Source organism: Escherichia coli (genome assembly GCF_036503815.1).
Lineage (GTDB): Bacteria > Pseudomonadota > Gammaproteobacteria > Enterobacterales > Enterobacteriaceae > Escherichia > Escherichia coli_F.
Genome location: NZ_AP027764.1, coordinates 2885379 through 2908254 on the forward strand (window position 1 = coordinate 2885379; position 22876 = coordinate 2908254).

The 22876-nt window shown below is 48.5% G+C and carries 19 protein-coding genes and 1 pseudogene; 9 read left to right on the forward strand and 11 right to left on the reverse strand.

From position 1 onward, the window contains the following. Positions 1-163 precede the first annotated feature (163 nt). Positions 164-1564: a hypothetical protein gene (locus tag AABJ99_RS13845; protein ID WP_039021489.1), complete on the forward strand. Its 1401-nt coding sequence runs from the start codon at positions 164-166 to the stop codon at positions 1562-1564. Positions 1565-1731: 167 nt separating this feature from the next. On the opposite strand, the gene dadX is transcribed toward AABJ99_RS13845, so the two are convergent. Together dadX and dadA are read right to left on the reverse strand one after the other, a co-directional pair. After that, positions 1732-2802, reverse strand: coding sequence for a catabolic alanine racemase DadX (gene dadX, locus AABJ99_RS13850; RefSeq protein WP_000197857.1), 1071 nt, complete (start codon positions 2800-2802; stop codon positions 1732-1734). 9 nt (positions 2803-2811) lie between these two features. Further along, entirely contained in the window at positions 2812-4110 is a 1299-nt protein-coding gene (gene dadA, locus AABJ99_RS13855; protein WP_001266926.1) for a D-amino acid dehydrogenase, read from the reverse strand. Positions 4111-4439: 329 nt separating this feature from the next. Here dadA and ycgB point away from each other — a divergent pair, with 329 nt between their 5' ends. Continuing rightward, positions 4440-5972 carry a SpoVR family protein gene (ycgB, locus tag AABJ99_RS13860; RefSeq protein ID WP_032183982.1) on the forward strand — a complete coding sequence of 511 codons (1533 nt, stop codon included), beginning with the start codon at positions 4440-4442 and terminating at the stop codon, positions 5970-5972. Between the two features lie 51 nt (positions 5973-6023). Here the strand turns inward: ycgB and fadR are convergent, their stop codons facing one another. Next, positions 6024-6743, reverse strand: a complete 720-nt coding sequence (gene fadR, locus AABJ99_RS13865) for a fatty acid metabolism transcriptional regulator FadR (RefSeq protein ID WP_000234823.1) — start codon at positions 6741-6743, stop codon at positions 6024-6026. 222 nt (positions 6744-6965) lie between these two features. Here fadR and nhaB point away from each other — a divergent pair, with 222 nt between their 5' ends. Together nhaB and dsbB are read left to right on the forward strand one after the other, a co-directional pair. Beyond that, positions 6966-8507, forward strand: a complete 1542-nt coding sequence (gene nhaB / locus AABJ99_RS13870; RefSeq protein WP_000406370.1) for a Na(+)/H(+) antiporter NhaB — start codon at positions 6966-6968, stop codon at positions 8505-8507. A 145-nt stretch (positions 8508-8652) separates the two neighbouring features. After that, a complete protein-coding gene (dsbB, locus tag AABJ99_RS13875) occupies positions 8653-9183 on the forward strand; it encodes a disulfide bond formation protein DsbB (RefSeq protein ID WP_000943444.1) in 531 nt (176 codons plus the stop codon). A 44-nt stretch (positions 9184-9227) separates the two neighbouring features. Here dsbB and umuC read toward each other — a convergent pair whose 3' ends face one another. Beyond that, on the reverse strand, positions 9228-10496 hold the full coding sequence (umuC, locus tag AABJ99_RS13880) for a DNA polymerase V catalytic protein (protein ID WP_039021490.1): 1269 nt from the start codon (positions 10494-10496) through the stop codon (positions 9228-9230). Then, positions 10496-10915 (reverse strand): translesion error-prone DNA polymerase V autoproteolytic subunit, encoded by a 420-nt coding sequence (umuD, locus tag AABJ99_RS13885; RefSeq protein ID WP_000897378.1) that lies wholly within the window; start codon positions 10913-10915, stop codon positions 10496-10498. The genes umuC and umuD overlap by 1 nt, the downstream gene beginning before the upstream one ends. Positions 10916-11286: 371 nt before the next feature. Here umuD and hlyE point away from each other — a divergent pair, with 371 nt between their 5' ends. Next, on the forward strand, positions 11287-12198 hold the full coding sequence (gene hlyE, locus AABJ99_RS13890) for a hemolysin HlyE (RefSeq protein WP_001306826.1): 912 nt from the start codon (positions 11287-11289) through the stop codon (positions 12196-12198). Between the two features lie 206 nt (positions 12199-12404). On the opposite strand, the gene ycgN is transcribed toward hlyE, so the two are convergent. The 3 genes from ycgN to AABJ99_RS13905 all read right to left on the reverse strand — a co-directional run bounded on the left by ycgN (position 12405) and on the right by AABJ99_RS13905 (position 13966). Next, entirely contained in the window at positions 12405-12851 is a 447-nt protein-coding gene (gene ycgN / locus AABJ99_RS13895; protein ID WP_001306825.1) for a YcgN family cysteine cluster protein, read from the reverse strand. 91 nt (positions 12852-12942) lie between these two features. Continuing rightward, positions 12943-13602 carry a fumarylacetoacetate hydrolase family protein gene (gene ycgM / locus AABJ99_RS13900; protein ID WP_000284282.1) on the reverse strand — a complete coding sequence of 220 codons (660 nt, stop codon included), beginning with the start codon at positions 13600-13602 and terminating at the stop codon, positions 12943-12945. A gap of 70 nt (positions 13603-13672) precedes the next feature. Further along, positions 13673-13966, reverse strand: coding sequence for a YcgL domain-containing protein (locus AABJ99_RS13905; protein WP_039021491.1), 294 nt, complete (start codon positions 13964-13966; stop codon positions 13673-13675). Between the two features lie 238 nt (positions 13967-14204). Here AABJ99_RS13905 and pliG point away from each other — a divergent pair, with 238 nt between their 5' ends. Then, positions 14205-14606 (forward strand): g-type lysoyme inhibitor PliG, encoded by a 402-nt coding sequence (pliG, locus tag AABJ99_RS13910; protein WP_000693759.1) that lies wholly within the window; start codon positions 14205-14207, stop codon positions 14604-14606. A gap of 102 nt (positions 14607-14708) precedes the next feature. Here the strand turns inward: pliG and ycgJ are convergent, their stop codons facing one another. After that, the gene (ycgJ, locus tag AABJ99_RS13915) at positions 14709-15077 is read right to left on the reverse strand and encodes a YcgJ family protein (RefSeq protein WP_039021492.1); all 369 of its coding nucleotides are present in this window, start codon (positions 15075-15077) and stop codon (positions 14709-14711) included. A gap of 519 nt (positions 15078-15596) precedes the next feature. Here ycgJ and minC point away from each other — a divergent pair. The 3 genes from minC to minE are packed head-to-tail and all read left to right on the forward strand — an operon-like array spanning position 15597 to position 17398. After that, positions 15597-16292 carry a septum site-determining protein MinC gene (minC, locus tag AABJ99_RS13920; RefSeq protein ID WP_000072536.1) on the forward strand — a complete coding sequence of 232 codons (696 nt, stop codon included), beginning with the start codon at positions 15597-15599 and terminating at the stop codon, positions 16290-16292. A 23-nt stretch (positions 16293-16315) separates the two neighbouring features. Then, on the forward strand, positions 16316-17128 hold the full coding sequence (gene minD, locus AABJ99_RS13925) for a septum site-determining protein MinD (protein ID WP_000101055.1): 813 nt from the start codon (positions 16316-16318) through the stop codon (positions 17126-17128). Positions 17129-17131: 3 nt separating this feature from the next. Continuing rightward, on the forward strand, positions 17132-17398 hold the full coding sequence (gene minE, locus AABJ99_RS13930; protein ID WP_001185665.1) for a cell division topological specificity factor MinE: 267 nt from the start codon (positions 17132-17134) through the stop codon (positions 17396-17398). Positions 17399-17769: 371 nt separating this feature from the next. Here the strand turns inward: minE and AABJ99_RS13935 are convergent, their stop codons facing one another. Together AABJ99_RS13935 and AABJ99_RS13940 are read right to left on the reverse strand one after the other, a co-directional pair. After that, positions 17770-22446: an AIDA repeat-containing protein gene (locus AABJ99_RS13935; RefSeq protein ID WP_338387362.1), complete on the reverse strand. Its 4677-nt coding sequence runs from the start codon at positions 22444-22446 to the stop codon at positions 17770-17772. 67 nt (positions 22447-22513) lie between these two features. Further along, positions 22514-22630: pseudogene (locus AABJ99_RS13940) on the reverse strand (ATPase); the annotation flags it as partial. Positions 22631-22876 lie beyond the last annotated feature (246 nt).

Sequence of the window (22876 nt, forward strand, 5' to 3'; positions counted from 1 at the left end):
CTGTTACGCATGTACCAGACCCGACACGGCATTTCTGACCAGGGAAAAAGTCAACGATGAGTCGTTATATCAGCGCAAATGACGTTTTGTGGCACCTTTGCGGTGACCACATTCACGTCTCCGGCGCTGCCAGAGGATATTTATTTCAAGGATACGTAGCATTATGGCCAGCATTAAAGACATACGCCTATTCGCCCCATCTTCCTATAACACAGGCGTACACCCGTCAGGGCGGCGCTTACTGACGGTGGAATTCAAGAATCATCTTTTGCGGAACATGCAGTATCTCGGCCCGCAAAAATTTCGCTGGGGTGATGCCCCCCAGAGGATCATTGACCTCAGTAACGCGGACAAAGTGAAAATACAGATGGAAAACAATATTACCATCACGTTGGAGGCCCCTCCGGATCCGCAATATAACGAGTTCAGGTTGGTCGCCGAATGGTGCACATGGGCTATACAGCAAGATGGTCTGCAAGAAAACCTGCACGAAACTCTGAAAGAAACCCAGCAAGAAATCCTGCAAAAAAAAGTGCCAGAAATATCACAAGAAGACGTGAAAGAAATCCTGAAAAATATCCTGGAAGAAAACCTGCCAGCAATCCGAACTGAAAACCGGGCAGAGGCATTGCGCAGAATGAAGGAATGTCTCATAAATAGACAAATTATGCTCAATCTTAGCGACCTTGGATTGACCTCACTCCCTGAAAATTTGCCTCCACTTTTGATGAAATTTTACTGCAATAATAACGTGTTGTCCGCGTTACCGAAGATGTTGCCGAAGGAACTGAGGGTGCTTGAGTGTATGGATAACGTTTTGATCTTGTTACCAAAGGTGCAGCCCCCGAAACTGATGATACTGAAGTGCTGTGAAAACTATATTATCTGGCTACCTGAGCTGTCGCCTAACCTGAGAGTGATTGACTGTTCTGAAAACTTCTTGCAATTTTTACCGCCGTCGATGCCTCAGTACCTGTATACACTGCGCTGTGCTGACAACTGTATTAGCTTCATACCTGATGAGATGCTGGAGAGCCTGACTCGCCTGAAAGTATTTGACTGTTCTTGTAACGATTTGCTCTCTTCACCACGGCTGCCGCCCAAGCTAATAATATACTACTGTGGTCACAACCAGTTTAAAACGATACCGGTGCCGCAGCCCCGTAGCCTGAAGTTGTTTGACTGTAACAGTAACCCTTGGGACACAGACAATTTGCCGACGCTGCTCAAAGCCGTTGAGGGCCTGAAAAAACAGGAAGGCCTGTCGGACCTTTTAGACTTTTTGCGCAAGGAAGGCCAGTTTGACCTGGAGGGACTCGAGGAGCTGGAGGACCTGATGGCTCTGGAGCACCTGGAGGATCCGGTACTCCTGGAGCGCGTGAAGGTACAGGAGGACCTGGAGCTCCTGGATCAGCAGTTGGGCCTGTTGAGTCTGGAAAGACAACAGGACTCGCAGCCTGTTAATCAACATTCTGAACATGAACCCGAATCTGCATTAAGGGTAAAGCGTGATTTATCTGAAGTCGAGTTCGAGTCAACAATGAAGCGTAAGCGTTTTATGTAGAACGCCTGTGCGGTGAGCTCAGGTTCCGGGGAAATAGTGTCCATCATTTTAATGGGCACTATCATGGAAAATGGCTCTGTCACATTAACAGCGAAAGTTGCTGACCAGCCGGATGGATGATTTTTTTGCAACCAGAAGACACTGCCTCCAATCCGGCTTACAACAAGTTACACCGTCACAACCGGGACCCGTAACGCCAGCGCGCACATCAACTCATAACCCACGGTTCCGGCAGCGGCGGCAACATCATCAATTTTGATCTCCTTGCCCCACAGCTCAACCGGTGTACCAATACCCGCCTGCGGGCAAGGCGTTAAATCGACCGCCAGCATATCCATCGAGACTGTCCCCACCGTCATGGTACGCACGCCGTCGACTAAAACAGGTGTACCGGTAGGCGCGTGGCGCGGATAACCGTCGGCGTATCCTGCGGCAACAATGCCGATTCGTTGCTCATCGCGCGCAGTATAGCGACCGCCATAGCCCACACGCTCACCCGCTTTTAGCGTCTGGACACCAATAATCTCACTGCTTAGCGTCATTACCGGACGTAATCCGGTATTGGCGATATCGCGCCACTGACCCGACGGCGAAGCACCATACAAAATAATGCCAGGCCGAACCCAGTCAAAATGCGCTTCCGGATGCCACAGAGTCGCCGCCGAATTGGACAATGAACGCCGACATTCCAGCCCTTCCGCCGCCTGCTCAATACGCGCCATTGCGCCGGCAATCCCCTCAGGATGCTCCGCCTCGGCAAAATGCGACATCAGAGTCATTTCGCCAACATTCGCCATCGCCCGCAGCTGCTGCCAGACGGTAAGCACACGATCGGGCTGGAAGCCCAACCGATTCATCCCACTGTTCACTTTAAGATAAATATCCAACGGCGCTTTTAACCGCGCATTTTGCAGTGCTTTGAGCTGCCAGTTGCTGTGGACGCAGGTGGTCAGGCGGTACTGGTCATAAATCTCCAGATCCTGTGCATGGAAAAAACCCTCCAGCATCAGGATCGGTCCTTTCCAGCCGCGCTCACGTAACGTTATTGCCTCTTCCAGATTAAGTAATGCAAAGCCATCGGTAGCCCCTAGCGCGCTCCAGATACGCTCAATACCGTGCCCGTAAGCATTCGCTTTTACCACCGACCAGACACGCGCGTGCGGCGCGGCCTGCCGGACAATGGAAAGATTCTGTTTTAATGCCTGCAGATCGAGGCTGGCCTGTATCGGACGGGTCATCTCGTTTCCTTAGCTGTGCGCGCCATGTAAATGGCCCGGGCGTGATGGCGTAAATCCACGGCTGTAGCGTGCTACGCTTAAATCCTCATACGGGATCGCTGGCGTACGGCCAGAAAGCAGATCGCTTAGCAACTGACCGGAACCGCAAGCCATCGTCCAGCCGAGCGTACCGTGACCGGTATTCAGCCACAGATTTTTAAAACGTGTACGCCCCACAACCGGCGTACCGTCTGGCGTCATCGGGCGCAGACCAGTCCAGAATGTCGCCTGCTCGACATGACCGCCGCGTGGATAGAGATCGCGAACCACCATCTCCAGCGTTTCACGACGCGGTTGCAACAGCTCGGTGTTAAAGCCAACAATTTCCGCCATTCCACCAACACGAATGCGGTTATCGAAACGAGTAATGGCGATTTTATAGGTTTCATCAAGAATGGTGGACACCGGCGCGCCATCTTCTTGCGCAATCGGAATGGTCAGCGAGTAGCCTTTCAGCGGATAGACCGGAATATCAACAATGCCTTTAAGCATCGCCGTCGAATAAGAACCAAACGCCATCACATACGCATCGGCCTTAATCACTTCATCACCACACTTCACGCCATAGATCTGCTCGCCGTCGCAAAGCAGTTGGTCAACAGGCGTATTAAAGCGGAATTTAACCCCCGCCTGCTCTGCCATCCGCGCCAGATTCTGGGTAAACAGCTGGCAGTCTCCGGTTTCGTCATTGGGTAACTGCAGGCCGCCCGTCAGTTTGTGCGCCACTTCCGCCAACGCAGGTTCCACTTCCGCCAGGCGGCTGGATTCCAGCAGTTGATACGGTACGCCTGCATCCTCCAGCACGGCGATATCGCGAGTGGCATTTTCATACTGTTGTTCGGTACGGAACAGTTGCAGCGTCCCACCCTGACGCCCTTCATACTGAATATTGGTTTCGGCGCGCAATGCTTTCAGGCAATCACGGCTGTATTCCGCCAGACGCACCATCCGCCCTTTGTTTTCCATGTAGTGGCTGGTGTCGCAGTTACGTAACATTTGCCACATCCATTTCAACTGGAACTGCGTACCGTCGAGACGAACCGCCAGCGGTGCATGGCGCTGGAACATCCATTTAATCGCTTTTAAAGGTACACCTGGCGCTGCCCACGGCGCAGCATAGCCGGGGGAAATTTGCCCGGCATTCGCAGCACTGGTTTCCAGGGCGGCTCCTGACTCCCGATCAATGACGGTGACCTCATGTCCTGCCTGATTTAAGTACCAGGCGCTGGCAACGCCTACCACACCACTTCCCAGTATGACAACTCGCATAGCCACTCCGATAACGGTAGATACAGTAAAAGAATAATAATCTAATTACATCTTGATAACTCAGTTGAAAATATTATTCAACATACAGCTTTTTTATGGTGAGCTGGCTCACATCTCCCTGACTCTGCAGCAATATGGCATCTTTAGTATCTCCTGCTGAACACCCTTTTTAACCAGCATAAAATTCCGCTCAGAAGCGAATTACTGGCACTCTGATAATAAGAAATCGCAAAGAAAAAAATTCTTCGGCGACGCGGTTTTTAACAGGTGTTCTATGCTTGAAATGAGGTGTTCCACACAGAGAGCACCGACAACAATGAGGTGCGCGTATGGCGACGATCGATTCTATGAATAAGGACACCACACGTTTGAGCGATGGACCCGACTGGACGTTTGACCTGCTGGATGTTTATCTGGCAGAGATAGACCGGGTAGCGAAACTCTATCGGCTGGATACCTACCCGCACCAGATTGAAGTGATCACCTCAGAACAGATGATGGATGCCTACTCCAGCGTCGGCATGCCAATTAACTATCCACACTGGTCATTCGGTAAAAAGTTTATCGAGACTGAACGGCTGTATAAGCACGGTCAGCAAGGACTGGCCTATGAAATCGTCATTAACTCTAACCCGTGTATCGCTTACCTGATGGAAGAGAACACTATCACCATGCAGGCACTTGTGATGGCCCACGCCTGCTATGGGCATAACTCTTTCTTCAAAAACAATTACTTATTCCGTAGCTGGACCGACGCCAGTTCGATTGTCGATTATCTGATTTTTGCCCGTAAATATATTACCGAGTGCGAAGAACGTTATGGCGTAGATGAAGTCGAGCGGCTTCTTGACTCCTGTCATGCGCTGATGAACTACGGTGTGGATCGGTACAAACGCCCGCAAAAAATCTCGCTGCAAGAAGAAAAAGCCCGGCAGAAAAGTCGCGAAGAGTATCTGCAAAGTCAGGTCAATATGCTCTGGCGTACCCTGCCGAAGCGCGAGGAAGAGAAAACAGTTGCTGAAGCGCGCCGCTATCCGCCCGAGCCACAAGAAAACCTGCTCTATTTTATGGAGAAAAATGCACCCCTACTGGAATCATGGCAGCGTGAAATTCTGCGTATTGTGCGTAAGGTGAGCCAGTATTTTTATCCGCAAAAACAGACTCAGGTAATGAACGAAGGCTGGGCGACCTTCTGGCACTACACCATCCTTAACCATCTGTATGATGAAGGGAAAGTGACGGAACGTTTTATGCTGGAGTTTTTGCACAGCCACACCAATGTGGTTTTCCAGCCGCCCTATAACAGCCCGTGGTACAGCGGAATAAACCCGTATGCGCTTGGTTTCGCCATGTTCCAGGATATTAAACGGATTTGTCAGTCGCCAACGGAAGAAGACAAATACTGGTTCCCGGATATCGCCGGTTCTGACTGGCTGGACACATTGCATTTTGCGATGCGTGATTTCAAAGATGAGAGCTTTATCAGTCAGTTCCTGTCACCGAAAGTGATGCGTGATTTCCGCTTCTTCACCGTGCTGGACGACGATCGGCATAATTATCTGGAGATTTCCGCTATTCATAATGAAGAAGGTTATCGGGAGATCCGTAACCGGTTATCGTCGCAATATAATTTAAGTAATCTGGAGCCGAATATTCAGATCTGGAACGTGGATTTGCGCGGCGACCGTTCGCTGACGCTGCGTTACATTCCACATAATCGCGCACCGCTGGATCGGGGGCGCAAAGAAGTGCTGAAGCATGTGCATCGCCTGTGGGGATTTGATGTGATGCTGGAACAGCAAAACGAAGACGGCAGCGTCGAGTTGCTGGAACGTTGCCCGCCGAGAATGGGAAATCTGTAAAAACAACAAAAAACCCCTCGTTTGAGGGGTTTGCTTTTTAAACGGAAGGGATTATCGGCCCTGAATGGCTAAATCACCCGGCAGATTTTTCTGCATCCGGTGCCAAATTTCACCACTCTCATGTCCATAGCGACGCACTGTTTCGTATACCTGATCGTGTGCGCCTTCACTGCACAACGCCGACAGTTTGTGGTAGAAGCCCAGCGCCAGACTGCGCGCTTCCGGATTGGCGAAATAGTGACGACCAATGCGCGTATACAGCCCTTTCATCCCATTAAGGATCAGACCGTAAATCGGGTTGCCGGAAGCAAACGCCAGACCGCGGAATATGTTGTAATCCAACTCGGCAAAGGCATCGGCGTGATCGGCCACTTCATTAGCGGTAGCCAGCACTTCCTGCGCTTTATCGGGATGCTGACGAAACGCGGTGCGAATAAAAATAGTGGAAATATTGGTACGCACCGACAGCAAATTATCAATAAGCTGCGGCACACTTTCGTGATCCAGTCGCGCCAGTGTTTCAAGGATATTTAAACCGGAAGTTTCCCAGAAATTATTCACCTTCGTCGGCTTGCCATGTTGAATGGTCAACCAGCCATCTCGTGCCAGACGCTGTAACACTTCACGTAACGTAGTACGCGTTACGCCAATTAATTCTGAAAGTTCACGTTCTGCGGGCAAAATAGTCCCGGGAGGGAAGCGGTTATTCCAGATACTTTCAATAATGTACTCTTCCGCGAAACCCGCCGGGCTTTGCGCCTTAATGACCATAGTGAGATTTCCATAACACAGCAAAACAAAGTTGGACTCATCATACCAGAGGGCTATCTACGCTGATAGCAGACAAAAAGAAGAAAAAAGGGATCAAGGCTTCATTTTCTACATCTCTTTTCTCCAGACCATCAACACTTGCCTCGATCCCCTCCTGACCGTTAAGCTTTGCGTTCTAAGATAAAAACATCATTGATTATTTCTAAGGTAAGGGAAACCATCATGGAGATCTCCTGGGGCCGTGCCCTATGGCGCAACTTTTTGGGCCAGTCCCCCGACTGGTACAAACTCGCCCTCATTATTTTCTTAATTCTTAATCCGTTAATTTTCATCATCAGCCCCTTTGTTGCCGGTTGGCTGCTGGTGGCGGAATTTATTTTCACTCTGGCGATGGCCCTCAAATGCTATCCGCTGCTCCCCGGTGGTCTGTTGGCTATCGAAGCGGTATTCATCGGCATGACCAGCGCGGAACATGTTCGTGAAGAGGTGGCGGCAAATCTTGAAGTCTTGCTGTTACTGATGTTTATGGTGGCGGGTATCTATTTTATGAAACAGCTGTTGCTGTTCATATTTACCCGTTTGCTGCTAAGCATTCGCTCCAAAATGCTGCTGTCGCTCTCTTTTTGCATGGCGGCGGCGTTCCTCTCCGCGTTCCTCGATGCCTTAACCGTCGTGGCGGTGGTGATCAGCGTCGCAGTCGGTTTTTATGGTATTTATCATCGCGTTGCCTCTTCCCGTACCGAAGATACCGACCTGCAAGACGATAGTCATATCGACAAGCATTACAAAGTGGTTCTGGAACAGTTCCGTGGCTTTCTGCGCAGCCTGATGATGCATGCAGGTGTCGGCACCGCATTAGGCGGCGTGATGACCATGGTGGGCGAACCACAGAACTTGATCATCGCTAAAGCGGCTGGCTGGCATTTTGGCGATTTCTTCCTGCGCATGTCGCCGGTGACCGTTCCAGTTCTGATTTGTGGCCTGTTGACCTGCCTGCTGGTGGAGAAGCTACGTTGGTTTGGCTACGGCGAAACGCTGCCGGAGAAAGTCCGCGAAGTGCTGCAACAGTTTGACGATCAAAGTCGCCACCAGCGTACCCGTCAGGATAAAATTCGTCTGATTGTCCAGGCGATTATTGGCGTCTGGCTGGTGACTGCGCTGGCGTTGCATCTGGCGGAAGTTGGCCTGATTGGTTTGTCGGTCATTATTCTGGCGACATCATTGACTGGTGTCACTGATGAACATGCTATCGGTAAAGCCTTCACCGAATCTCTGCCATTCACCGCACTGTTGACTGTCTTTTTCTCGGTCGTCGCGGTAATTATTGATCAGCAACTGTTCTCACCAATTATTCATTTTGTCCTACAGGCATCGGAGCACGCCCAGCTGTCGTTGTTCTATATTTTTAACGGCCTGCTGTCATCTATTTCGGATAATGTCTTCGTGGGAACGATCTATATCAACGAAGCAAAGGCAGCCATGGAGAGTGGCGTTATCACACTGAAGCAATATGAACTTCTGGCCGTCGCCATTAACACCGGGACCAACCTCCCCTCCGTCGCGACGCCGAATGGCCAGGCGGCGTTCTTGTTCCTGCTGACCTCCGCACTCGCGCCATTGATTCGTCTCTCTTATGGTCGCATGGTATGGATGGCTCTTCCCTACACCCTCGTACTAACGGTTGTCGGGTTACTCTGTGTTGAGTTTACGCTTGCCCCTGTAACCGAATGGTTTATGCAAATGGGCTGGATAGCAACGCTTTGATAACAACTTACCGGGCATATAAATGCCCGGTTTGCCTTTTCGCCCGATAATTGTCCAATTACCTCCTATTTTTGCTGCCTCCTGGTGGCGCAGCGAATGAATTGGTTTAAACTGCGCACTCTATGCATATTGCAGGGAAATGATTATGTTGCGATTTTTGAATCAATGTTCACAAGGTCGGGGCGCGTGGCTGTTGATGGCGTTTACCGCTCTGGCACTGGAACTGACGGCGCTGTGGTTCCAGCATGTGATGTTACTGAAACCTTGCGTGCTCTGTATTTATGAACGCTGCGCATTATTCGGCATTCTGGGTGCTGCGCTGATTGGCGCGATCGCCCCGAAAACTCCGCTGCGTTATGTAGCGATGATTATCTGGTTGTATAGTGCGTTCCGCGGTGTGCAGTTAACTTACGAGCACACCATGCTTCAGCTCTATCCTTCGCCGTTTGCGACCTGTGATTTTATGGTTCGTTTCCCTGACTGGCTGCCGCTGGATAAATGGGTGCCGCAAGTGTTTGTCGCCTCTGGCGATTGCGCCGAGCGTCAGTGGGAATTTTTAGGTCTGGAAATGCCGCAGTGGCTGCTCGGTATTTTTATCGCTTACCTGATTGTCGCGGTGCTGGTGGTGATTTCCCAGCCGTTTAAAGCGAAAAAACGTGACCTGTTCGGTCGCTAATCCATTTGGCGCTCCTGCGGGAGCGCTTTTTGCTACCGCTATGTTCATTTGACCCGCAGTAAATCCGTACTTCGTGTTGTATAACGTGGTGAAAGCATGGCACGCTTCATCTGCCATTGTTGCTGGATCCCCTGCCCGGCAAAATAGAGTGTTCCTCTGCCCTCTTTAGCATTTAGCGTATCCATTACCGCCATCAATTGCTCACTCCCGGGGCGCGGTGCGTTGTCATCGAATAAATTGAGCTGCGCGACTCCCTGACTGAAGAAATCCCCCAGCATCACGCCCGCTTTTTGGTAGCGATGGCCCGCTTGCCAGATGGCATCCAGAGATCGCGTAGCGGCGTTAATGATATCCCTGCTGTCCTGAGTGGGCGTCAGCAGTTTTACCGACGCGCTATTGCCGTAATAAGGTTCATTGAGCGCAAATGGTGACGTCTTAATAAACGTGGAAATAAACCGACAATATTGATGCTCACTGCGAAGTTTTTCCGCCGCCCGGGCAGCGTAACTACAAATGGCCTGCCGCATCGACGTATAATCCGTGATGCGTTCACCAAACGAACGGGAACAGATAATTTCCTGCTTTGTCGGTGCAAACTCTTCCAGTTGCAAACAGGGTTCACCGCGCAGTTCACGCACCGTTCTTTCGAGCACGACATTAAAATGTTTACGGATAAACCGGATATCTGTATCCGCCAAATCGAGAACGGTTTTGATCCCCATCGCGTCCAGTTTTTTGCTGATCCGCCGTCCAATCCCCCAGACTTCATCCACGGGGAGAGCAGACATTAATTTACGCTGGCGTTCCAGATTTGATAAATCCACCACCCCACCCGTCTGCCGCTGCCATTTTTTTGCCGCATGATTGGCAAGCTTAGCCAGCGTTTTGGTCTGGGCGATCCCCACACCAACAGTAAGATGGGTACGTTGTAGCACCGTTGCGCGAATTTCTCTGCCAAAATCAGTCAGATCGCGACAATTACGCACACCGGTCAGATCGCAGAATGCCTCATCAATACTGTAAATCTCGACGCGGGGCGATAGCTCTTCCAGCGTCGACATCACCCGATTGCTCATATCGGCGTAAAGCTCATAGTTACTGCTAAAGCAAACCACGCCACAGCGGCGAAACAGATCTTTTTGTTTGAACCAGGGATCGCCCATTTTAACGCCCAGCGCCTTTGCCTCAGCGTTTCGGGCGATAACGCAACCGTCATTATTCGATAGCACAACCACCGGTTTACCCCATAAATCAGGGCGAAACACCGTCTCACAGCTGGCATAAAAAGCGTTTACATCACAGAGGGCAAACATCAGCGCATCGCCTTAACGACGTGGATCACCACACCAAAGACATCCAGCGTATCTTCGCTACTGATGGTAATGGGTGAATATGCACTGTTCATGGGAATAAGCTGCACAGTCGGGCGTAGTTGCAATTTTTTCACCGTAAACTCGCCGTCAACAGCAGCGATGACAATATCACCATGGCTGGCGGTAATAGCGCTATCGACAATCAGTAAATCACCGTCACTAATCCCACCGTCAATCATAGAATCACCACTTGCTTTGACGAAGTAAGTCGCGCTGGGATGCTGGATCAACAGTTGATTCAGATCGATGCGCTGTTCAACGTAATCTGCGGCCGGTGAAGGAAAGCCACACTGAACAAGATCGCTAAATAGCGGAAAAGTCACAATTTCGCGGAGATCCGCAGGCTTGATAAACAACATAATAATCTGCCTGAAGTCATACTGTTTTTATATACAGTAGTCTGTTCTTGCCAGCAGATCAATACTGATTCAGGCTATCAATATTTGTCGCTGCATAGACTGCTGATTTTTCGTTCTCTTATCCTGTGCTCACGCGGCCTTCTGGCGACGACGCTCATCCAGCAGAAATGAAAAATATCACCCGGCTAAAAATAGAATAGAAGCATTCGCCATAATGACATTAAACATTGTTTGATATTTATCATATTAATAGAAATAAAGACATTGACGCATCTCGCCCGGCTAACTATGAATTAGATGAAGTAAAATTCATTAATAGTTGTAAAACAGGAGTTTCATTACAATTTATATATTTAAAGAGGCGAATGATTATGACTGAAATCGTTGCAGATAAAACGGTAGAGGTAGTTAAAAACGCAATCGAAACCGCAGATGGAGCATTAGACCTTTATAATAAATATCTCGATCAGGTCATCCCCTGGCAGACCTTCGATGAAACCATAAAAGAGCTAAGTCGCTTTAAACAGGAGTATTCACAGGCAGCCTCCGTTTTAGTTGGCGATATTAAAACCTTACTTATGGATAGCCAGGATAAGTATTTTGAAGCAACCCAAACGGTGTATGAATGGTGTGGTGTTGCGACGCAATTGCTCGCAGCATATATTTTGCTATTTGATGAGTACAATGAGAAGAAAGCATCCGCCCAGAAAGACATTCTCATTAAGGTACTGGATGACGGCATCACGAAGCTGAATGAAGCGCAAAAATCTCTGCTGGTAAGCTCACAAAGTTTCAACAACGCTTCCGGAAAACTGCTGGCGTTAGATAGCCAGTTAACCAATGATTTTTCAGAAAAAAGCAGCTATTTCCAGTCACAGGTAGATAAAATCAGGAAGGAAGCGTATGCCGGTGCCGCAGCCGGTGTCGTCGCCGGTCCATTTGGATTAATCATTTCCTATTCTATTGCTGCGGGCGTAGTTGAAGGGAAACTGATTCCAGAATTGAAGAACAAGTTAAAATCTGTGCAGAGTTTCTTTACCACCCTGTCTAACACGGTTAAACAAGCGAATAAAGATATCGATGCTGCCAAATTGAAATTAACCACCGAAATAGCCGCCATCGGGGAGATAAAAACGGAAACTGAAACAACCAGATTCTACGTTGATTATGATGATTTAATGCTTTCTTTGCTAAAAGAAGCGGCAAAAAAAATGATTAACACCTGTAATGAGTATCAGAAAAGACACGGTAAGAAGACACTCTTTGAGGTACCTGAAGTCTGATAAGCGATTATTCTCTCCATGTACTCAAGGTATAAAGTTTATCACATTTAAAAATACAGACGTTTTTTAAAGATTGAGAGTTACCTGTTAATAATAAGGTATCGGGTAACTCTCATTATGACAGAGCGCTTTCAAAAACAGGGCTACGAAATGGCGAGCATCCAGACGTATATTAAGAAAGCCCCCATCAACATCTATTAAATTTATCACTGCGCCCAGTCAGGTTTATTTAAGATATGATCCTGCCAGTCAATCACTTCTGATTCTTTCACTGCGATATGACGCACAGAGATACGTTCGCCATGCATTGCCGCTTTCGAACCAGTAAGCAGCGGATGCCACGCAGGTAAATCTTTACCTTCCGCCAGCAAGCGATAAGCGCAGGTCATTGGCAACCATTCGAATGTTGGCAGATTTTCACGGGTTAGTTTAATGCAGTCGGGTTCAAACTCGAAACGACGCTCGTAGTTCCGACATTGACAGGTTTTAATATTGAGCTGGCGACAGGCGACGTTAGTGAAGTAGATTTCGTCGGTGTCTTCGTCCATTAGTTTATGCAGACAACACTGACCGCAACCATCACACAACGACTCCCATTCCGCATCGCTCATTTCGTCCAGGGTTTTACTTTGCCAGAAAGGTACATCGCTCATCAGGTGTTCCGCCATTACGTTAAAACGCACCTTATAACCAGTCTGGCACAGCGATGCAAGTTTTGCCGCCGCTTTCAGGCGGCAAAAAGTATTACAAAACGCGAGTTGTCAAAGAATGTCCATCGAAAGTAACCGTCAGCTCATCACCGCTTTGCAAGGGGCCGACGCCATCAGGCGTGCCTGTCAGCACAACGTCACCGGCCTTGAGGGTAAAAAACTTGCTCATATAAGCGATCAGCGGAACGATTTTATGGATCATGTCCGCAGTCGTACCTTGCTGGCGTTGTTCGCCGTTGACGCTCAGGCCCAGCACTGTATTTTGCGGATCGCCGGTGAATTCCGCCGCTGGAATAAACCCGGATAGCGGACAAGAGTTATCAAACGCTTTGGCCTTTTCCCACGGCTGCCCGGCTTTCTTCATTTTTCCCTGAACATCACGCAATGTCAGATCGAGCGCCACGCCGTAACCGGCAATGGCTTTGCGGACATGCTCTTCCGTAGCCTGACGTAGCGTCGCGCCAATCAACACCGCCAGTTCGACTTCATGATGAACTGAACCGAAATCGGATGGGATCGCCAATGGCTGCCGCAGATCGCACAGTGCCGTCTCTGGTTTAATAAACAGCACTGGCTCTTCGGGCACTGCACTGCCCATCTCTTTAATATGTTTGGCATAGTTACTGCCAACACAGACTACTTTACTCACCGGATAATCCAGCAGCGCACCTTGCCAGTTGTGATGTTGATACATAATGTTCCCCTCACTTATCGTGGATATGAAAACCCGCGCCGACAAAGATAATGCCACCGCCGGATATCGGTTATTTGTTAGTGTCGTCTGTTTTCTGCCCCATTACGGAAAGATGTTGCTTCAGCAAATCTTCGGGGGGTGGCGGTAACTGCAGATAGTAACCTTGCTCGGTTAATGCCAGTTTAACCTTCTCAATATCGGCATTGACCAATTTCTTCCGCCCATCCAGCGGCAGAATCATCGCTAACTGAGGCTGACCAAAACCTTTCATCAGTTCCTCAGGAACACGCGAAAAATCGTCTTTTTTTTGGACATATAAATAGGTCTGGTCACGCTTGCTGCTTCGATAAATCACACAAAACATACATTTACTCTTTAAAATGCCAGTTTTGGCATAAGCTAACATCAATGAAACCCGCGCCACAAGCCAGCCAGCTGTAGATTTCTGCGGTTTGTTCAATCCATGCGCCCTTTATAAGTAATCCCCGGCAAGAATACCGCACCAGGATTTTACCGAATACAGGAAAGCCACTGGAATTCCCCCGTAAGGAATTGTTATATTATAACAGTTAATCGTACTCATTCTGAACAGGAGACTACCTATGAAAATCAAGGGCATCAGTAAGGGTGTATTGCTGCTTGCACTGCTAACCTCTACGAGCTTTGCTGCAGGTAAGAATGTCAATGTTGAGTTCAGAAAAGGTCATAGCAGCGCTCAGTACTCCGGCGAAATAAAGGGATATGATTACGATACATATACCTTCTATGCCAAAAAAGGCCAGAAAGTGCATGTGAGTATCTCTAATGAAGGCGCTGATACTTACCTCTTCGGACCAGGGATCGATGATTCTGTTGATTTATCCAGATATTCCCCAGAACTCGATAGTCACGGACAATACGCACTCCCTGCTTCTGGCAAATATGAGCTGCGAGTGCTGCAAACCCGAAACGACGCCCGTAAAAACAAAACTAAAAAATATAACGTCGATATTCAAATTAAGTAAATGTCAATCGACGGGGACTCTCCCCGTCATAAACGTTAACGCCCCACTCCTCTCTGTCGCTTAAGAGGTTAATGACGAATAGAACATAATGTAAACAAGACATCACTCACGACACATAAATAACATCTTTGTGGTGGTTTGATTGATTTTTCCACTCCGCTTACCATTCACACCAAAATAACGATCATCACGACATAATTTTTCTTTAACATCGCAAAATACACCGTTAGCGAATGTAAATTCGCTGGGATCGTAGCCTTGTAATGATTGTAAGTTTTCAGCGGCTTTTTCGCCGAGATGTTTCCTTGTTAACTCTGGGGAAATGCCATCTGAGTTCACACAAATATACGGGTCGCAAACAACGCCGCACGCCGGAGATTGAAGTCCGCCAGCGTCATTTCCAGACGCCATTGATGAGAACATCATCCCCACACCTGACAATCCGATATAAAAAATACGCATCATATTCATAGCACATCCTGATAATCCAACCGTACAACACTTATGCTCATTTCATCATCAATCCGTAATCAAAACCGCTGACCTGGACGAGTTACGATGACCTGACAGAAGTATCAGACGTCTTCTGCGGTTTCTATGATAGAGCAATTCTGTGGCGGATATTAAGATAACGGGTATCTGTTCTTTAATGATGCTGCAAAAAATGGAAAGTTAAGAAAGCCTGGCGTGGTGAAAAAATACACTCGTCTCAATACTGGATATTTAAACAGGTCTGAAGATGCTGTCACGATTAGGGTGCGGAAAAAGGAAGCGTAAATAAGAACAATCAAAAGTACGACGGCAATAGGTTGATTGACAAGGGTATTTTTTAAGCTATGAATCAGCGCCATTTATCACAGAATAGACTTTTACTCTGAATAAATGGGAGGGTGACTTGCCTCAATATAATCCAGACTATAACATGCCTTATAGTCTTCGGAACATCATCGCGCGCTGGCGATGATTAATAGCTAATTGAGTAAGGCCAGGATGTCAAACACGCCAATCGAGCTTAAAGGCAGTAGCTTCACTTTATCTGTGGTTCATCTGCATGAGGCAGAACCTAAGGTTATTCATCAGGCGCTGGAAGACAAAATCGCTCAGGCCCCCGCATTTTTAAAACATGCCCCTGTTGTACTCAACGTCAGTGCACTTGAAGACCCGGTAAACTGGTCAGCGATGCATAAGGCTGTTTCGGCAACCGGTTTGCGGGTTATTGGCGTAAGTGGCTGCAAAGATGCGCAACTTAAAGCCGAAATTGAAAAGATGGGGCTGCCTATCCTGACGGAAGGAAAGGAAAAAGCGCCGCGTCCAGCTCCCGCACCGCAGGCTCCAGCGCAAAATACAACGCCGGTCACAAAAACGCGTTTAATAGATACCCCGGTGCGTTCCGGTCAGCGTATTTATGCTCCACAATGTGATCTGATTGTTACAAGCCACGTTAGCGCTGGGGCCGAATTGATTGCCGATGGTAACATTCATGTTTATGGCATGATGCGCGGTCGTGCGCTGGCAGGGGCAAGTGGTGACCGGGAAACGCAAATATTTTGTACGAACCTGATGGCGGAACTGGTGTCCATCGCAGGTGAATACTGGCTGAGTGATCAAATCCCAGCAGAATTTTATGGCAAAGCAGCGCGACTACAGTTAGTCGAAAACGCTTTGACCGTTCAACCGTTAAATTGATCCCTTTTTAACAAGGAATTTCTATGGCACGCATTATTGTTGTTACTTCGGGCAAAGGGGGTGTTGGAAAGACAACCTCCAGCGCGGCCATCGCCACTGGTTTGGCCCAGAAGGGAAAGAAAACTGTCGTGATAGATTTTGATATCGGCCTGCGTAATCTCGACCTGATTATGGGTTGTGAACGCCGGGTCGTTTACGATTTCGTCAACGTCATTCAGGGCGATGCAACGCTAAATCAGGCGTTAATTAAAGATAAGCGTACTGAAAATCTCTATATTCTTCCGGCATCGCAAACACGCGATAAAGATGCCCTTACCCGTGAAGGGGTCGCCAAAGTTCTTGATGATCTGAAAGCGATGGACTTTGAATTTATCGTTTGTGACTCCCCGGCAGGGATTGAAACCGGTGCGTTAATGGCACTCTATTTTGCAGACGAAGCCATTATTACCACCAACCCGGAAGTCTCCTCAGTACGCGACTCTGACCGTATTTTAGGCATTCTGGCGTCGAAATCACGCCGCGCAGAAAATGGCGAAGAGCCTATTAAAGAGCATCTGCTGTTAACGCGCTATAACCCAGGCCGCGTGAGCAGAGGTGACATGTTGAGCATGGAAGATGTGCTGGAGATCCTGCGCATCAAACTCGTCGGCGTGATTCCTGAGGATCAATCAGTATTGCGCGCCTCTAACCAGGGTGAACCGGTCATTCTCGACATTAACGCCGATGCGGGTAAAGCCTACGCAGATACCGTAGAACGTCTGTTGGGAGAAGAACGTCCTTTCCGCTTCATTGAAGAAGAGAAGAAAGGCTTCCTCAAACGCTTGTTCGGAGGATAAGTTATGGCATTACTCGATTTCTTTCTCTCGCGGAAGAAAAACACGGCCAACATTGCAAAAGAACGGCTGCAGATTATTGTTGCTGAACGCCGTCGCAGCGATGCTGAACCGCATTATCTACCGCAGTTGCGTAAAGATATTCTTGAGGTCATTTGTAAATACGTACAAATTGATCCTGAGATGGTAACCGTACAGCTTGAGCAAAAAGATGGCGATATTTCTATTCTTGAGCTGAACGTGACTTTACCGGAAGCTGAAGAGCTGAAATAAACCCGCTGTAAAAGCGTATTTATCTTTAAGGCAGAGCCATCTCTGCCTTGAATTTTTCATTCCTCTCATCCACGTTTAGTAAGCGCGGCGAGCATTCTTGCTGATGCGACGCATTGCTATTTCTCCCTCCCCCTTTACACCTTAATGCTGTTCCCATATACAGAACAAAATGTTTATGCCTGGTTGAGTAGATAACCTTATTGTTAGCATGGGTATACTGGGCGATGATAACCCCGCAATTTCATTATTCATTGTTCTCCCATAGGATGAGGTTTCCCGCCGTAACTGGCGGGCTTTTTTTGCCTCAGCATTTTCCCTTGTAACACCCTGTAAATGAAAACTGCGCCGAAGCGCAGTTTAATTACTGATTGTCAGAACGACCAGTTCACACCAGCCACCGCGTTCCACGGGGATTCCACACCGGCACCATGGCTATACCCCACCCCGAGATGCCCGCTTAACGAACTGCTGAATGAGGCTTTAATACCTGCCTGGTATATTCCACGTCTGCCCGACAAATCATTGACAAAATTACCGTCATTATTCACTTTCACCCGGTTATCATCGACAAATTCTTTGCGCACAGCCGCCTTCAGCCACGGCTCAACTTCCATGCCGTTCCCCAGACGCATGTTGTAACTCAGCGTTGCGCCCAGTTCACGATATATACTGCGGGTATCGACTGATTTCGATTCCATACCATTGGATAAATGATATTCGGGGTTATCAGCGGTGAACCCCGTTAACGATGCATACGGCGTCAGGTTCCAGTTACCATCGGTAAATCGCATCCCGGTTTCAATGTGACCGCCCAGCCCGTTGCTGCGATAACTGCCGTTGGCGGCTCCACCGCTGCTCATTTTACCGGCTACGTTACTTTCAAAGCGGTTCAGCTTCACGATACCGTCCAGATAGAAACCACTTTCATGTTCCCAGCTGACATAGCCCCCCAGAGAATAACTGCCCACACTGCCATGTCCTCCACGATCAAAACCGATATGTGAATGGGAATAACCCATAAAAGCGCCCAGCGTCGCAATCCCCTCAGGAATATCATTACGGCTATCGATCCCCACCGTCATTCCGGTCAGCGTCTGCTCAAACCCGGCACCCGCATCGGTGGTGACATTATTACGGATGTTATACGTCGTCCCCCAGACATTATTGTTGTGTGGACTCGCTTTCATTATGTTCAACCGCTCGCGAATACTGTTTAGCTCAGCATCAAAGACCAACGGTAATGTTGCTGCCATATTGAGTACGGCTGCCGTAGAAGGCGTGATGCGTTTCTCCGGGACGGGTGTCGGCGTTGGCTCGGGAGTCGGGTCTGGTTTCGGATCCGGTTTTGGGTCTGGTTTTGGATCCGGTTTCGGATTTGGGTTGGGGTCCGGGTTGGGTTTGACATCATTGGTCAGGTTCCAGTTGCTGTTGCCGTCGCTTTTCAGGACATACTCATAGGTCCCAAGATCAACGAAACCGCCGGTATTACCCAGCGTAAACGAAGCATCCCCTCCCCCTGTTTTCACCAGCGTCATCGCGTCGTCAGACTGAGGGCTGACGCCGGTATCCTGAACAAAGATTTTAAAATTGCCAGTGGCGTTGTTGTTGACGACCAGTTGATCGCCCCGGGAGCCTGCAACGTTGGTATGCAGGTAGAAATTACCGCTGCCGGAAAGTTCACTGGTGGTCAGCGTATTGTAGATACCGTTAGTTGTGGCAGGCGCTGCTGTTTGTGCTGATAAATAAACATCACCGTCGTTGAGGAGCAAACTGTTTACTCTATATTCGCAGTTGCTGGTGCCTGCACAGGAATTATTGCTGTTAAGCCAGACACTGCCCCGGCTGGCAGCCGTCAGGTCGGCAAGCGTCGTATCGACGCCATTTCCGATAGTTAATGTCGCGCTATCGGTAATCCGGACCACCCCTTCAAGTTTAACTGGCGTAACATTATCCCGTGGCGCCATTAACGACAGGCTTCCTGTCGCTCCACTGACCGATGCATCCGCCAGCGTACCTGCGTAGACGATTGCCGTCCCGCCAGCGACCTGTAGATCTTCTGCCCGGGCCAGAGCCTGAAACTCATCTTTTGACCGACCAAGGGTATATTGCCCACCGGAATTAACCTTTGTGGCGAAGTCCTGACCCAGGTTTTGCATTGCCCCACCGTTGCCAACCGTGGAATCGCGAGCTTCGGTACCTGCTAATACCAATAAATTACCGCCATTTTCCAGCAGCACATTGGTCGCTAAATTTCCGGCAATGGAAAAGGTGCCGTACTGGTGAGTACCGCTGATTTCAATACCGTTAGCCGTGCTCGTCTGGAGAGCGGCACCGCTGTTCTGGATGATATCTGTCGCTTTGCCATTATCGTTGACTGTCAGCGTACCGCCTTCATTAATCGTTGTTTTTACTGCCTCACCGTTAGCCGAAACTGTTTGTATTCCGCCGTCGTTAATCGTTGTCTCATTCGCCACACCCTCGACGATTTGTTCACCGCCGGTAAGCATCGTGCCAGTCGCAGTGGCTTTTGTTTTGACGATCTCCCGTCCGCCCGCATTGACCTGTGTTTTGGCGGAAGTGGTGTCTGACTCCACGGTTAACACGCCGCCATTTGCCAGCAGGATATTGTTCGCCGCATCCTGCTCGATGCTGAACGCGACGCCATCAGCGCGTGTCCCTGTGACCCGCGTCGCCCTGGTGGTTGCCACCAACGCGCCCTGGCTACTCTGCTGTATCCCCGTAGCGCTGCCTTTCTCCCGCACATCGAGTGTGCCGCCGTCATTAAGTACCGAGTTTTCAGCCAGACCGCCCTCATTAACTACCTGTGAACCGCCATTAATAATGGAACCTTCCGCTGTCCCGTTTGCCATAATTTGTTGTAGGCCAGAGACGATATCGGTATTGATCGCCTTACCATAATTCTGAACGGTTTGCGTGCCGCCATTGATATGCGCTTTATCTGTTGACCCACCATCAACAATTTGTTCACCACTTTCGATATTTGCCTCAGTGGCTAAACCATATACCGTTTGCCTGCCACCTTTGATATTTGCTTTATCAGAAGTGGCACTGGCATATATTGTTTGGGTGCCCGCACTATTGAGTACAGTGCCAACATCTTTTCCATAAACATCCATTTTGCCGTTGGCATTAATAATCGTATCAACTGCCCGGGAACCAGTAACGACTGTTAATGAGCCAGCGTTTTCCAGCACTACATTTTTAGCTTCTGAATTCCTGATGTAGAAAGCATCACCATAACTGTTGGTTCCTTCGATAAGTGTTCCGGAAGTCGTGGAAGCAATTAATGCGCCGCCGGATTGTTGCTCAACATGCTTAGCCTCACCACCGTCCTGAACCTCCAGAACGCCACCATTATTAAGTCTGGTGGTATCTGTTTTAGCCTCCTTCTGGACAATCAGCTTACCGCCAGCATCAACGGTAGTATTTTTCGCCGTGGTTTTAGCCACTACCGTCAGTTCGCCGGTATTTTCCAGCACAACATAATTAGCCTCCCCTCCGGTAATAGTGAAGTGAGAGAGCTTGTTGTATCCTTCAATATCAGTCCCTGCGCCCGTGTTGGCAACTAAAGCACTGCCCGTCTCCTGGTTAACCCCATGTGCGATACCACCGGTATAGACAATCAGCGAGCCTCCGGCGCTAATATTGCTGCCAGTTGCCGTACCATCTTTCTCAACAACCTGCCGGCTCCCGGAGGAGATATTTGTCGTGTCAGCTTTCCCGCCGCTCTTGATATTTTGTGTTCCGCTGTTGATATTGGTTCCCGTGGCAATACCATGATTATTTATATTCTGTGTGCCACCATTAATTATGGTATTGGTCGCGTTTCCGGCAACATCCATAACGCCGCCATTATCTATTCGGGTCGCATCAGCTTTAGCATTCGTTAAAACTGACATTGTTCCTTTATCTTTAATAATCGTCTTATTTGCCGAACCATATACGTCTAAATGACCACCGTTTTCCAGCAACACATTGTCTGCCACGTTATTGTGAATAGAGAATGCCCCTTCACTATTCGTACCGCTCACCGTCGACCTGTCAGTCATTGCTTTTAAAGCCGCGCCATCGTGCTGGGTAACATTCGTTGCCGTGCCCTCTCTAACATCAAGCACGCCACCGGAATATATTTCAATAACATTCGAGGTGCTCCTGCTATCAACAATTTGCGTCCCACCAGAATAGATCGTGGTAGTGTGCGCCGTTGACGTGTTTTGCAGCGTCTGCATTCCTCCATTTTTAATGGTGGTTATTTGTGCAGTGCTTGAATCAACATCCTGTCGACCACCATCTATTGTGGTGTCCAGCGCATGGCTCTTAATTGTTCTTTGGTCACCTCCATTTTTAATGATAGTGTTTTCTACAATACTCGAATCTACATACTGTCGGCCCCCATCTATTGTTGTGTTCGTTGCCAGACTTCCTTGTGTGATGTTCTGAGAACCAGATGTATTTATCGTCGTACCGTCAACATGCCCCTGAGCTGTTACTGTTTGTTTACCACCATCAATGACAGTCCCGTTTGCTCTCCCTCCTTCGACGTATGAATTACCATTCTTAATTATCGTGCCATTGCTGGTACCATCCTTATAAATGTACTGATTGCCACTCTCGATTAACGTGCCATTGCTGGTACCACCGTTATAAACTTGCTGATTGCCACTCGCGATTATCGTACCGCTAGAATTCCCACCATTATAAATTATCTGTGTACCCCCATGAAGGATTGTATTATTAGCTTGCCCCTGATAATTGTTATGGTTTGCTACATCTTGTTGTCCACCCATTTCAATAATACTTCCATTAGCCACCCCACCAAATACAGTCTGGTGGCCGTGATTAATGATATGAGTATCATTAGTTGTCCCCCGTTCATCTACTATTTGCTCGCCATCCACAGTTTCACCATTTACGATACCAGTAACGATTGATGTGAAAGCAGCCTCTCCAGGCTGGGCATATATCAAGGCAGATATCAATAAGGAAAGTACTGAACGGCGAAAATAATAGCGACTGGTCCTGTTCATAAATTTCATCCTCTGAAAAGTGAATACTGAGTAGCGGATAAGCGACCTTAGCTCTGCTGCAACATCGGCCCACAGGCACCAGACCAGGGGATTCATCCTTAAGAGACAGCGCAAGTGTATTGTGTTCACCGCTCATCAAAGACATCATGATGAAATGATGATATTCCGCATAAGAAAGAGGCATTTTTAGACGCATCGCGCTGAAGTGTGGTTGAATAAAAATCAATCTTTTCAGATAAGACTGTCGTACGCTTATTCTGCGAAAATAAGGCCGTCGGCAAAGTAAAATGACTCACATAATTGTTTCTGATGAATATCTTCTGCTCACATGAATATTACACAATAATATGGATGCATCAGATTATCTTACCTTTACAACATCACGTTAACAGCCAATGACACTTCTTGAATAAAAATATTGTCAATCAAA